This is a genomic window from Bacillus atrophaeus (genome assembly GCF_001584335.1).
Taxonomy (GTDB): Bacteria; Bacillota; Bacilli; order Bacillales; family Bacillaceae; genus Bacillus; species Bacillus atrophaeus.
Map to the genome: position 1 here is coordinate 582538 of NZ_LSBB01000018.1, position 13782 is coordinate 596319.

Genomic DNA, 13782 nt, shown 5'->3' on the forward strand with positions numbered 1-13782 from the left:
TATGACATAAAGGAGCTGTACGATGGACAATGATAAAGAGATAGCGGCAGCTTACACCGCACTCTGGAACAACCGTTCACTCGCCGGTACCGGCATAGATGCGGTGCGGCAGGCCATTGATCTTGAGCTTTTGGATAAAATGACGCATCCGAGGCTTCGTAAACCTTTACTGGAAAAATATTTTTCCGCCATGCAGCGCATTGTGAATTCTCAGCTAAATCCGGTTGATAAATACCGCTTGGTTGAGCTGCATACAGAACGCTTGCAGCACTTGAGAGAAGAAAGAGGGGAGCAGTTATGAAAGAAATCATAAAAGAAGATGTGCAATCTTCTTTAGAACAATATGCGGATCGCCCTGTATATATCCATTTGGAGACGACAACAGGTTCCTATTCAGCTCATTTAAACGAAAAAAACATGACGGTTGTGGCTTATATCCGCAATGCGAAAGTCACGTATCACGAGGCGAAAATAAAAGGAAGCGGCCCATTTCGAGTCGGCTTGAAAACAGAAGAAGGCTGGATTTATGCTGAAGGCCTGACAGAATATACGATAGATGATGAGAACCGCTTGTTAATGGCGGGACACTTGCCGGGCGGAAAGCTGGCGATTTCGCTTCAAATCAGTGAAAAGCCGTTCACAGTCTAAAGAAAAGGGTGGAAGAATGATGAAAGAACATGTACTTGTGATCCTGCCGCACCCTGACGATGAATCATACGGAGTGGCGGGGCTGATTGCTTTAAACAGGAAAAAAGGAGTACCCGTCACCTATGCCTGCGCGACACTAGGTGAAATGGGACGGAACATGGGAGATCCTTTCTTTGCAAATCGGGAAACACTGCCTTTGCTAAGAAAGCAGGAGCTGATTGATGCTTGTAAAGCGATGGATGTTAATGATCTGAGAATGCTCGGACTGCGTGATAAAACGCTTGAGTTTGAAAATGATGAGTATTTGGCTGATATGATGGAAGCCATTATTGATGATGTCAAACCGAGCCTGATTGTTACATTTTATCCGGAGTACGGGGTTCACCCTGATCATGACGCATGCGGGGAAGCGGTGATCCGCGCGCTTTACCGGAAAAAGAAAGAAGATCGCCCTCGCACTCTTTGCATGGCCATTACCCGGGATAGAGAAGAAAGCCTCGGCGAGCCTGATGTCGTTCTTGATATTAAAGAAGTTGCAGATATCAAAATGAATGCATTAAAAGCCCACCGCACCCAAACGGAAGGTATGTTGAGAGAGCTTGAAGCGAAATTGAAAAATAACGAACCGGTTTTGGCAACATGGTTCGAAGAAGAAGTATACTGGACGTATCAGTGGAATGACTAATCAGAGAAAAAAGGTATAAGGCGCAGGCCTTATACCTTCAGGCTGTCGAGAAACTCACGACAGCCTTTTTTGAACTTCATCCACACAATATACTGGATAAATTTCACCGTTTTCTATACGCTGTACGTTCTTTATTTCTCCATTTAACTCTTTTCTCCGAGGGAATCTTTTTCCAAAAAACATGTGATAGTGCCAATAGATTTAATCCTGATTGTTTGTCAGTATAGACAGGGAAGAACATACCTTTTTTGTTTGTTAGGTATAGACCTTCTGTCCAAGTTAATGTTCTAATAGTTGGTTTTTCCCCGCCCATGTAGCAATGGCACTTCCTGAGTATTTCCAAAAGTGATTTCCACGTAAACGCTGTGATTGCTATACAAAGAGTTAGAAATTCTCTCTACCCGATATTGCTCATTATTGCGGGCCTAGATAAGCCAACAACTCCATCAGATTTAGAAACAAGAATTGCGATCCTACGGAAAAAAGGATTAGGTTATGGTGGAACAAGTTTACTTATAATGTAATTTTCGGGCCCTTGTAATCAAACTACGAATATTCGTAATATTCACTCGTGGATTCATGATATTATATTGAAGGGGACGATCAAAAGCTTTGGCGGTAGTAATTAAGAATGTTTTAAATATATACGAGTGCTACCTCATGTCAAAGTCAGAAAAAATATTATAGGAGGTAATATATGTTTAAGTTTAAAAAGAATTTCTTAGTTGGATTAACGGCAGCTTTAATGAGTATTAGCTTGTTTTCGGCAACCGCCTCTGCAGCTAGCACAGACTACTGGCAAAATTGGACTGATGGGGGAGGAATGGTTAATTCTGTAAATGGCTCTGGCGGGAATTACAGTGTGAATTGGTCTAATACCGGAAATTTCGTTGTTGGTAAAGGTTGGACTACAGGTTCGCCATTTAGGACAATAAACTATAATGCCGGAGTTTGGGCGCCGAATGGCAATGCATATTTGACTTTATATGGTTGGACGAGATCACCGCTTATAGAATATTATGTAGTGGATTCATGGGGTACTTATAGACCTACTGGAACGTATAAAGGTACTGTAAACAGTGATGGGGGTACATATGACATATATACAACTACACGTTATAATGCACCTTCCATTGATGGCGATAAAACTACTTTTACGCAGTACTGGAGTGTTCGCCAGTCGAAGAGACCAACTGGAAGCAACGCTACAATCACTTTCAGCAATCATGTTAACGCATGGAAGAGATATGGAATGAATCTGGGTAGTAATTGGGCTTACCAAGTCTTAGCGACAGAGGGATATCAAAGTAGTGGAAGTTCTAACGTAACAGTGTGGTAACAGATCATCTTTAACCAGGGGTAGCTAACGGGCTGCTGATCGTTCCTTGAGAAATTTTATAAACATTGTGATTGTGAGTTACTAAGAGGCGACTTTTAGGTGGAATCCTAATATATGCCTCGGGTATCGTAAAAGATTATTAAAATCGTTAGTTATGGTTAACGGTCGTTTTCTATTAGGCGAACGGCCTTGGCATTGCTAGAGGTAGGGTATAACCCATCAGGTTTCATAACTTTCCCTATAATTTTAATGTAATAGTATAAAAATGAGAGCGCTATCAATTCTTTGTTTAACAGCGATATTTTTTAGTCAGCGTGATCTACTGTTCCAATGAGTTCAAACTCATCTTGTTAACAGTTTGTTTTGATCATGAGAGTTCGAAGCTGATGATACACAGAAACTTCTAAATAGTCTAATTGATGAATCACTTAAACAAATATCACAAAATTGTGCCCCTGCTGAAGGTTATCCTGTCCCTACTTCGGCTCAGTTTATAGCAGACAGCTATCATCAAGCCAGTAATGCGTTTGTACAGGCATTGAAAACCCAGCGGACTGATCATACACCTCAAGAACGTATCTACTTTATTGGTCAACCATTGCCAGATGGTTCTTTGATGTTTTTGATTTAACATCAAAATCACCACCGGCGACAAATGACTGTTCTTATGAGACTAGCAGGCAATGGACAACATTTGGTTTAGAACCCCCGCAAATGTATGCAAACTTTTTTATAAAGAAGTTAACTCATGAAGCTGTGTTGATCAATTTTTCCAAAACACGCTCTTTTTTTTATTCACAGCAGAAATAATGTCTGGTAATTTTCTAATTTCTTTTTTAATTGTTTTGATACACACATTAAAATGCTAAAAATTCGTACGGTGATTTCTTTGAATAATGATCAAAAGTTACTCATTACTCTTCATATATCAATGCCGTGGCATGGAATGCTGGTATTGCTCCCTTTATTACTCTCACCTATAAAGATAATTGTTGGCATTAGCTTCAATAAAGACAAGTAAACGGTGGGCAATATGGGGAATCATCTTAAATTCAGTTTTGTTTCTATTCCCTTTCTTTTGGTTAATAGGTGGAACTTTGTTATCCGGAGTCTAATTTTTAAAATGATGTGAAAATCGATGAAGATTTTGAACAATTCAATAACGGTTAAAAAGGATACATGGTAGGGGGTGCTGATTTGAGCCTCAATTAAAAGACGTTAAACAGTTATGTTTATACTCTGGTATTCTCAAGTTTGTCATATGGTCTAGTCTTTGGCTTGTATATGTTTGTTTATTCAGATTTTATGGCGATCGCGTTAATCACAATAGGTATCATTGCATTCTACTCTTTTATCACTTACTTAATATTTGCTTTTCCTTTACAATTATTACTAAGAAGAAATTCCAGAAAGTTCAGTTTGATCTATTTTTTAATTTATACTGCAGCAGCTTTTTTAGCTGTGTTCGTGGTCTGGTTTGTTGATTATCCGCCTAGTGCTCTTACAGTGTTCAGGAGCTTAAATTATTACATAATGAGCATTGTTGCTGCGTTAATTTATTGGTTCTGGGATTCCATATGTTTGCGGAATTAGTTTATCTTTTATTTAAAACATGTATTTCACAACGTTCACAACAAGTATAAAAGCCGCTGATCCGAACAACAAATACGCAGACCTTGTTTGTTTCTTTGAAAGTGTCTACACTCCCATTAAAACAAAGAGAAGTGCAACTAATACTTGGAGAGAAAACAAGAGGAATGCACTTTGATGATATAAAAAATACACGCATAGGATTAATGCTACACATGAGATCAAAATTTTTGAAGCTTTAAGCAAAGAACCACTCCTTGGAAGTTTTATTAAACCATAACACGGATATGAGCTTTTAGTGGGAGAGACAAAGGGGTCATGATAAAAGAAGTGTTTTATTTAAAATTGGGGGATTTAACTTGAACCTTTTTATTCGGATTGCCATGTTTATAGCTATTTTTGGCGGCTCTTATGCAGGTTGCAAAAGGAATAAAAAGAAAGAACTTAAACAATAAAAGTAAATTATATAAGTTTATGGAAATGGACTGTGAGATTCTTAAAGAGTATTAAGTTAAATGCTCTTTTCTTTTCTATTCCACATCTCATCATTCATGTAAGAATACACCGCTCTTTACAGAGTTTTAGAATAAAGCTAATCGTCATTATCACAGGGGAAGGAGTGTTTATTTGTATTGGAATAGAGCGGAAAGAGAATGGTGAGTCAAAAAGCATGGCAGCTGAGAGGGTTTGTAGAGTGGGCTGCTATACTTGTAGACCTGTATCAAAAGCGGTTTAATAATGGAAACGGATTTAAAAAGGGGTGAAAAGCTATCAAAACATTAGTTGTGTTATCCAGTTTTATGGGGATTGTGTTATCAATGATTGGACAAATGTTTGGAATCCTAACCGATTTCTTTATTCCAGGCATTGCTCGGTTTATAGGGGTTTTAGCGGGCATTCTAGTGTTACTTAGTTTGAAATCAAGAAATACAGAAATACAGGCTTTTATAGTAGGTACAAGCACTGCGTTAGGAATAATGGGATCAGGAATTTTATATGTCCCAGCTGCGATTATCAATGTCTTCATTAGTTTCAAGCTAAACAAAAAGTTAAAAGAAGAGAACGTAAGGAGCAGGCCTGAATAGACTGCTTTTTTTTAGGGCTACCATGGAAAATTGCAGGGATAAAATAATCATTTTATTCAAAGTATGGTTTAGATTCAAAATTTTACAGGCTTCTTAGATATTAAACAAAATAGTATGCGGGATGATCATTACTTTGTCAGTTTTTTTGAAGAGAATCATCAGGATATTTGAGAAACTGAGTGTATAAAAAGAAGGCAATCATCAACATTTGCTGCAGAGATTTTCTGAAAAAGCATTGAAAAAGTGAATAGGATTATATAATATGAAGTCAAGTTAGTTTGTCCAATCAACAAACTAATGAAGGGTACTTTATTAGTTCCATAAGAAAACTAAATATAAAGGGGGAATAAGAGGCTCGATCCAATTGGAGCTAAACAATATATAACACGAAAGAGTGAATCTTTAAATTCTTTCCCAATTATACGAGATATTACGAAAAAGAATGAATTTACTGCTTGCTGATACAGACCATTTTGGACGATGAAAAATGCTTTGTGAAATTAAACCACTTTGTGATTTTTTGAAAGCGCTTTAATAAAACACTTTCCGGCCGATGTGATTGAGAAATTTTTAAACCATTTCATACGGTTCCTTATTTAATGATCAAAAAAGGAGGAAAAATCATGGTCAGTGAAAATTTAAAGAAGATTAGCATAACTGAAAAAGTTGGCTATGCTTCTGGAGATTTTGCATGTAATTTAATTTATGCAACGGTGTCTACTTATCTTTTGTTCTTCTATACAGATGTATTTGGTTTATCGGCAGCAGCAGCCGGTACCATGTTCTTAGTGGTTAGAATCATCGACGCTCTAGCTGATCCTTTTATTGGAACAATAGTAGACAGAACAAATAGCAGGTTTGGACGCTTTAGACCGTATCTTTTATTCGGAGCTTTCCCATTTGTAGTACTTGCATTACTCTGTTTTACAACTCCAGATTTTTCAGATATGGGGAAATTAATATATGCATATATGACCTATGTTGGCTTGTCGCTTACATACACAACCATAAACGTTCCATATGGCGCGTTAACCTCTGCAATGACTAGAAATAATCAAGAAGTTGTTAGTATAACATCTGTTCGTATGTTATTTGCGAATCTTGGGGGACTTGTCGTTGCATTTTTTGTTCCCTTATTGGCTGCCTATTTAAGCGATACTTCCGGCAACGAATCTCTTGGCTGGCAGCTAACCATGGGTATTTTGGGAATGATAGGTGGGTGCCTTTTAATATTTTGTTTTAAAAGCACAAAAGAGCGTGTCACTCTTCAAAAGTCTGAGGAGAAAATTAAATTATCGGATATATTTGAGCAATTTCATGTGAATCGTCCGCTTGTTGTATTAAGCATTTTCTTTATTATTATTTTTGGAGTGAATTCAATAAGTAATTCAGTTGGCATCTATTATGTGACATATAACTTAGGAAGAGAGGATTTAGTGAAGTGGTACGGTTTGATTGGAAGTTTGCCTGCTTTGGTCATTTTACCGTTTATTCCCAGGCTTCATCAATTATTGGGGAAGAAAAAACTACTAAACTATGCATTATTACTGAATATTATCGGCCTCTTAGCTTTACTATTTGTTCCGCCAAGTAATATATACCTCATACTCTTCTTTCGATTAATTGCTGCTGCTGGAAGTCTTACTGCCGGAGGATACATGTGGGCGCTCATTCCTGAAACAATAGAATATGGAGAGTATAGGACTGGGAAAAGAATGGGTGGGCTCATTTATGCTATTATCGGGTTTTTCTTTAAATTCGGTATGGCATTGGGAGGGATTATACCTGGGCTGGTTCTGGATAAGTTTGGATACGTGGCAAATCAGGCACAAACTCCGGAGGCATTAACGGGAATTTTAATTACAACTACCATTATTCCCGTGTTCTTACTGGTACTAGCCATGATTGATATTAATTTTTATAATTTAGATGAGAAAAAATATAAAAACATGGTACGAGAATTAGAGAATAGAGATAAAGTGTATTTGGATCATATTGATGATTTCAAGGCTTAAAAAATAATGAGTCAAAAGAAAATAGCTGAGGAGGAGTTCAAATGAAGATTATCAATCCAGTACTTAAAGGATTCAATCCCGATCCAAGTATTTGTAGGGCAGGGGAGGATTATTATATCGCTGTATCTACATTTGAATGGTTTCCAGGAGTACAGATACACCACTCAAAAGATTTAGTGAATTGGCGTTTAGTCGCACATCCGTTACAGAGAGTTTCACAATTAGACATGAAAGGAAACCCTAATTCAGGCGGGGTTTGGGCGCCATGTTTAAGTTATAGTGACGGAAAGTTTTGGCTGATCTATACGGATGTTAAGGTAGTAGATGGCGCTTGGAAAGATTGTCACAATTATTTAGTTACTTGTGAAACGATTGATGGTGATTGGGGGGAGCCGATTAAATTAAATAGTTCGGGGTTTGATCCTTCTTTGTTCCATGATACGGATGGAAAAAAATATTTATTAAATATGTTATGGGATCAGCGTATTGATCGGCATTCATTTGGAGGAATTGTCATACAGGAGTATTCTGATAAGGAGCGAAAATTAATTGGTAAACCGAAAGTTATATTTAAAGGAACTGATAGAAAACTAACAGAAGCTCCGCACCTTTATCATATTGGGAATTATTATTATTTATTAACTGCAGAAGGAGGAACACGGTTCGAACATGCTGCTACAATTGCCCGTTCTACAAATATTGATGGCCCATATGAAGTTCATCCCGATAATCCAATCTTAACGTCATGGCATGATCCTAGAAATCCACTGCAAAAATGCGGACATGCATCGATTGTTCAAACACATACAGGTGAGTGGTATTTAGCTCATTTAACGGGACGTCCTATTCATCCTGATGATGATTCCATTTTTCAGCAGAGAGGATATTGTCCTTTAGGCAGAGAAACTGCTATTCAAAAACTCTATTGGAGAGATGAATGGCCTTATGTAGCAGGTGGAAAAGAAGGAAGCTTGGAGGTAGAAGCACCTTCTATACCCGAAACAATGTTTGAAGCAACGTACCCGGAAGTTGATGAATTTGAGGATTCAACATTAAATATAAATTTTCAAACTTTAAGGATTCCTTTTACGAATCAATTAGGTTCTTTGACTCAGGTGCCAAATCATTTACGATTATACGGTCATGAATCATTATCCTCGACATTTACTCAGGCATTTGTAGCCAGACGTTGGCAAAGTCTCCATTTTGAAGCGGAAACTGCTGTAGAGTTTTATCCGGAGAATTTTCAACAAGCCGCTGGATTGGTGAACTATTACAATACAGAGAACTGGACGGCTCTTCAAGTCACGCATGATGAAGAACTTGGCCGTATTCTTGAATTAACAATATGTGATAACTTTTCTTTTTCACAACCATTAAAAAATAAAATTGCTATTCCTCGTGAAGTAAAGTATGTATATTTAAGAGTAAATATTGAAAAGGAAAAGTATTATTATTTCTATTCTTTTAACAAAGAAGATTGGCACAAAATTGACATTGCATTGGAATCGAAAAAATTATCTGATGACTACATTCGTGGGGGAGGATTTTTCACGGGAGCCTTTGTAGGGATGCAATGCCAAGATACCAGTGGTAATCATATTCCGGCCGACTTTAGATATTTTCGCTATAAAGAAAAATAATTTGTTTCATGAAAAAAGGAGACTTCTATTTTAGAACTCCTTTTTTCATATTAGAAGGTGTCATATGTAAATATGCCTTCAGAAATACTCCAATTCAGCATTAAAATAACAAAACAAAAAAGCTCATCTTTAAAGATGAGCGAAGAACACAGGGATTTGTACATTTTAATCACAGATTACATTGTAATCATATCTAGAAAATGATCAATAACAATGGAGGACATTCCTAATGCTGGTGCATTTTTTCCTAAGAAAGAAGGTAATAATTCATAGCTATTGCCTAATTGGGAATAAACCCTGGACGACACTTCGCTTCTAATTGAATTTAGTACCATAGGATGCGATTCAATTATGCTGTTTCTTAAAATGATGGCTTGTGGATTGAATGTATTTAGAATATTGGTAAGGCCTATTCCTAAATAAAATCCAAAAGTCTGTAATGCATTTAAAGTGCCGATATCATTCAGATGGGCGAGGTCTATGATCTCTTGATAGGACAATTTTTTCTCTTTAGTCTGAAGAGATTTTAATAAAGCCTTCTCTGAAGCATACAATTCCCAGCAACCCCGGTTTCCGCAACTGCATTTAGGACCATTAAAGTCTATTGTCATATGTCCCATTTCTCCGGAGAATCCGCTTATCCCTCTATATAAATCATTATTGATAATAACACCAATCCCTATCCCTGTACTGATACTTGCATATATAATGTTATCGTGATTTTTTGCAGCACCAAATACTTTTTCTCCATATGCGCCAGCATTTGCCTCATTTTCAATAAAAACGGGCACATTGAACTTCTCTTGTATGAAAGATTTTAAGTCAATATCTCTCCAGTTGGAGTTCGGAGTGAAAACAATTTTTTGATTTTTATCAATTAGTCCAGGCACGCATATGCCTATACCAATAAGCCTGTACGGAGATTGTGGCATATGCGTAATAAAGTGATGAATCATTTCAATTAAAATATCTTTGGTTATTTCTGGAGAATTCGATTCCAAATGGTGGTGTTGATCAAGAACGATCGTTCCTTCAAGGTCTGTTAAAATGCCATTAATATAATCCACACCAACATCTATTCCTATGGAGTATCCCGCCTTTTTATTAAAAACAAGCATGACAGGTCTTCTTCCGCCACTTGATTGTCCTTGACCGATTTCAAATACAAGACTTTCTTTCATCAGCGTGTTTACCTGTGATGAAACAGTTGATTTATTTAAACCAGTCATTTCAGATAATTTTGCTCTTGAAATAGGTGAATTTTTAAGAATTTCTTTTAATAATAACTTTTGATTTACTTTTTTGACAAAGGTTTGATCAGCGATATCCACTTCATCCACTCCAATTGTATAAACTTTATATTAAGTTAAATTTTTTCGTTTTCAGTATGAGACATAGTACATAGCTAATCTTACCTTTATTATATCTAATGTGTTCATGAAAAACTTAAAAAAATATTGAAAATACTGATGAGGTTATATAAAATTAAAATAAGTTAGTTTGTTTAAGCAACAAACTAATATGCAACTTACTTACATTATGAAATAAAAATGCTGTATTTGTATGATCATGTTTTGAATTTATTTTTAAGGGGGAAATAAGATGGCTCAAACTCATTCTAGTTCAGTCAACTATTTTGGAAGCGTAAACAAAGTGGTTTACGAAGGGAAAGATTCCACTAATCCTTTAGCATTTAAATATTATAATTCTGAAGAAGTAATCGGCGGAAAAACGATGAAAGAGCATTTGCGATTTTCTATTGCCTATTGGCATACATTTACCGCTGACGGCACAGACGTTTTTGGGGCAGCTACGATGCAAAGACCATGGGATCACTATAAAGGAATGGATCTGGCGAAGGCGAGAGTAGAAGCAGCATTTGAGATGTTTGAAAAACTGGATGCACCATTTTTTGCTTTTCATGACCGAGATGTTGCACCAGAAGGAAATACGTTAAAAGAAACGAATCAAAATTTAGATATCATCGTGGGCATGATTAAAGAATACATGAGCAATAGCAACGTTAAGCTATTATGGAATACTGCAAACATGTTTAAGAATCCCCGTTTCGTCCATGGTGCCGCAACTTCCTGCAATGCAGATGTGTTTGCGTATGCTGCAGCACAAGTAAAAAAAGGGTTAGAAACAGCAAAAGAGCTTGGCGCCGAGAACTATGTATTTTGGGGCGGCCGTGAAGGATATGACACATTGTTAAATACCGATTTGAAATTGGAGCTTGATAATTTGGCGAGATTCATGCATATGGCAGTGGATTATGCGAAGGAAATCGGATATACAGGGCAGTTTTTGATTGAGCCAAAACCAAAAGAGCCGACCACTCATCAATATGATACAGATGCAGCAACAACCATTGCCTTTTTAAAGCAATATGGCTTAGACAATCATTTTAAATTAAATCTTGAAGCCAATCATGCCACCTTAGCAGGGCATACATTTGAACATGAATTACGGATGGCAAGAGTACATGGTCTTCTTGGCTCTGTTGACGCGAATCAGGGTGATCCTCTTTTAGGCTGGGATACAGATGAATTTCCGACGGATTTATATTCTGCGACATTAGCAATGTACGAAATCCTGCAAAATGGCGGCCTTGGAAGCGGTGGATTAAACTTCGATGCGAAGGTCAGAAGATCTTCTTTTGAGCCTGATGATCTAATATATTCCCATGTTGCGGGGATGGATGCATTTGCAAGAGGATTGAGAGTAGCCCATAAATTGATCGAAGATCGTGTGTTTGATGATGTGATTCAACATCGTTATCGCAGCTTTACTGAAGGAATTGGTCTTGAAATTACAGAAGGAAGAGCTAATTTCCATACTCTTGAGCAATATGCGCTTAATAATAAATCAATTCAAAACGAATCAGGAAGACAAGAGCGATTAAAAGCTATATTGAACCAATACATTTTAGAAGTATAACAGATAAAGAGAATCACGATAAAAAGGTATGATACCCAAGTTACCTGAGGCTGCCCGTCATGATTCCTTACCTTTTGCTTATTGTTATGACGGGTACTTTCTATAATTGGGCTTTATTTTAAGTGAGTAGTTTTTTTATAAGGGTAAGGGGTGAAAAAATGAAGTATGTCATTGGAGTAGATCTTGGAACGAGTGCTGTTAAAACGATTTTAGTCAATCAAAACGGCAAGGTTTGTGCAGAAACGTCGAAGAGTTATCCGCTCATTCAAGAGAAGGCAGGGTATAGTGAGCAAAATCCCGAAGACTGGGTGCAGCAAACAATTGATGCATTGGCTGAATTGGTTTCCATATCCAACGTTCAAGCCAAGGATATTGACGGGATAAGCTATTCAGGACAAATGCATGGGTTAGTCCTGCTTGACCAAGACTTAAAGGTGTTGCGTCATGCAATTCTTTGGAATGACACCAGAACGACGCCTCAATGTATTTGGATGACTGAAAATTTCGGCGATCATCTGCTTGATATCACAAAAAACCGAGTTTTAGAAGGGTTTACATTACCTAAAATTTTATGGGTGAAGGAACATGAGCCTGAACTTTTTAAAAGAACAGCTGTTTTTTTGCTTCCGAAAGACTATGTGAGATTTCGTATGACTGGTGCCATTCACACCGAATACTCCGATGCAGCAGGAACGTTGCTTTTACATATTACTCGCAAGGAGTGGAGCGATGATATTTGCAATCGATTTGGTATTTCTGCAGATATTTGTCCTCCGCTTGTTGAATCTCATGATTGTGTAGGATCGCTGCTTCCGCACGTTGCGGCGGAGACAGGGCTATTGGAAAAAACAAAAGTATACGCCGGGGGAGCTGATAATGCTTGCGGTGCTATTGGAGCGGGTATTCTTTCTTCCGAAAAAACACTATGCAGTATTGGGACGTCAGGGGTCATACTTTCCCACGAAGAAGACAAAGAAAGAGACTTTAAAGGGAAAGTGCACTTTTTTAATCATGGAAAAAAGGATTCTTTTTATACAATGGGAGTCACACTCGCTGCAGGGTACAGCTTGGACTGGTTTAAAAGAACGTTTGCCCCAAACGAATCGTTTGAGCAATTATTGCAGGGGGTGGAATCTATTCCAATAGGAGCAAATGGACTGCTATACACTCCTTATTTGGTAGGTGAAAGAACGCCACATGCTGATTCTTCTATTCGGGGAAGCTTAATTGGAATGGATGGAGCACATAAAAGAGAGCATTTTTTGAGGGCAATAATGGAAGGCATCACATTCTCTTTACAGGAATCAATTGAGCTATTCCGCGAAGCGGGAAAATCAGTAAATACTGTTGTTTCTATTGGTGGGGGAGCTAAAAATGAAACGTGGCTGCAAATGCAAGCTGATATTTTCAATGCGAGCGTGATTAAGTTAGAAAATGAACAAGGCCCAGCCTTGGGAGCTGCTATGCTAGCTGCCTTTGGAAGTGGGTGGTTTGAATCCCTTGAAGAATGTGCAGAGCAGTTTATTCACAGGGCTTCTACATTTTATCCCAAGGAACAAAATGTTCAAAAATATAAAACGCTATTCGATTTATATAAGAAAATTTACACTCACACTAAGGGTCTCAATACAGCTTTGAAGAGCTTTCGAACAAACTAATGATTAGTGAGGGTCGTTAAGCGTTTATTTTTGCCAGGAGATTAATGAAAGAACATTTAACGACTCATCATGATCATAAGCCCCCTTTAATCATATAACTACAGTTGCCTCATAGAAGTTTAGGTTTATATATCTGTAAATTGAAAGCGGTATCAAAAAATCATTTAATGCAATTCTAT

Annotated in this window: 11 protein-coding genes and 2 pseudogenes; 11 read left to right on the plus strand and 2 right to left on the minus strand. The window is 37.4% G+C overall.

Annotated features, from left to right (window positions below; genetic code table 11):
- Window positions 1–22: 22 nt before the first annotated feature.
- From AXI57_RS11900 to AXI57_RS20920, 6 genes and pseudogenes are all read left to right on the plus strand, one after another.
- Complete coding sequence (locus tag AXI57_RS11900) at window positions 23–301, plus strand: hypothetical protein (protein WP_061670171.1); 279 nt, start codon at window positions 23–25, stop codon at window positions 299–301.
- Window positions 298–648 (plus strand): YojF family protein, encoded by a 351-nt coding sequence (locus AXI57_RS11905; protein WP_003325780.1) that lies wholly within the window; start codon window positions 298–300, stop codon window positions 646–648. The genes AXI57_RS11900 and AXI57_RS11905 overlap by 4 nt, the downstream gene beginning before the upstream one ends.
- A 19-nt stretch (window positions 649–667) precedes the next feature.
- Complete coding sequence (gene bshB2, locus AXI57_RS11910) at window positions 668–1333, plus strand: bacillithiol biosynthesis deacetylase BshB2 (RefSeq protein ID WP_003325781.1); 666 nt, start codon at window positions 668–670, stop codon at window positions 1331–1333.
- Between the two features lie 697 nt (window positions 1334–2030).
- Window positions 2031–2672, plus strand: a complete 642-nt coding sequence (xynA, locus tag AXI57_RS11920) for an endo-1,4-beta-xylanase XynA (RefSeq protein ID WP_061670172.1) — start codon at window positions 2031–2033, stop codon at window positions 2670–2672.
- A gap of 451 nt (window positions 2673–3123) precedes the next feature.
- A pseudogene (locus AXI57_RS20910) lies at window positions 3124–3300 on the plus strand (DinB family protein); the annotation flags it as partial.
- A 611-nt stretch (window positions 3301–3911) separates the two neighbouring features.
- The gene (locus AXI57_RS20920; protein ID WP_169800244.1) at window positions 3912–4265 is read left to right on the plus strand and encodes a UPF0715 family protein; all 354 of its coding nucleotides are present in this window, start codon (window positions 3912–3914) and stop codon (window positions 4263–4265) included.
- 12 nt (window positions 4266–4277) lie between these two features.
- Here the strand turns inward: AXI57_RS20920 and AXI57_RS22055 are convergent.
- Window positions 4278–4508, minus strand: a pseudogene (locus tag AXI57_RS22055) (hypothetical protein).
- 572 nt (window positions 4509–5080) lie between these two features.
- Between AXI57_RS22055 and AXI57_RS11925 the strand changes: the two are divergent.
- The 3 genes from AXI57_RS11925 (at window position 5081) to xynB (ending at window position 9005) form a co-directional block, all read left to right on the plus strand.
- Window positions 5081–5347 carry a hypothetical protein gene (locus AXI57_RS11925; protein ID WP_061670173.1) on the plus strand — a complete coding sequence of 89 codons (267 nt, stop codon included), beginning with the start codon at window positions 5081–5083 and terminating at the stop codon, window positions 5345–5347.
- 623 nt (window positions 5348–5970) lie between these two features.
- Window positions 5971–7362, plus strand: coding sequence for an MFS transporter (locus AXI57_RS11930; protein WP_061670174.1), 1392 nt, complete (start codon window positions 5971–5973; stop codon window positions 7360–7362).
- Between the two features lie 41 nt (window positions 7363–7403).
- On the plus strand, window positions 7404–9005 hold the full coding sequence (gene xynB, locus AXI57_RS11935) for a xylan 1,4-beta-xylosidase (protein WP_061670175.1): 1602 nt from the start codon (window positions 7404–7406) through the stop codon (window positions 9003–9005).
- Window positions 9006–9181: 176 nt separating this feature from the next.
- On the opposite strand, the gene xylR is transcribed toward xynB, so the two are convergent.
- Window positions 9182–10336: a transcriptional repressor XylR gene (gene xylR, locus AXI57_RS11940; RefSeq protein ID WP_061670176.1), complete on the minus strand. Its 1155-nt coding sequence runs from the start codon at window positions 10334–10336 to the stop codon at window positions 9182–9184.
- Window positions 10337–10607: 271 nt separating this feature from the next.
- On the opposite strand from xylR, the gene xylA reads away from it, so the two are divergent.
- Both xylA and xylB read left to right on the plus strand, forming a co-directional pair.
- Entirely contained in the window at window positions 10608–11945 is a 1338-nt protein-coding gene (xylA, locus tag AXI57_RS11945) for a xylose isomerase (protein ID WP_061670177.1), read from the plus strand.
- A gap of 158 nt (window positions 11946–12103) precedes the next feature.
- Window positions 12104–13603, plus strand: coding sequence for a xylulokinase (xylB, locus tag AXI57_RS11950; RefSeq protein ID WP_061670178.1), 1500 nt, complete (start codon window positions 12104–12106; stop codon window positions 13601–13603).
- Window positions 13604–13782: the final 179 nt, after the last annotated feature.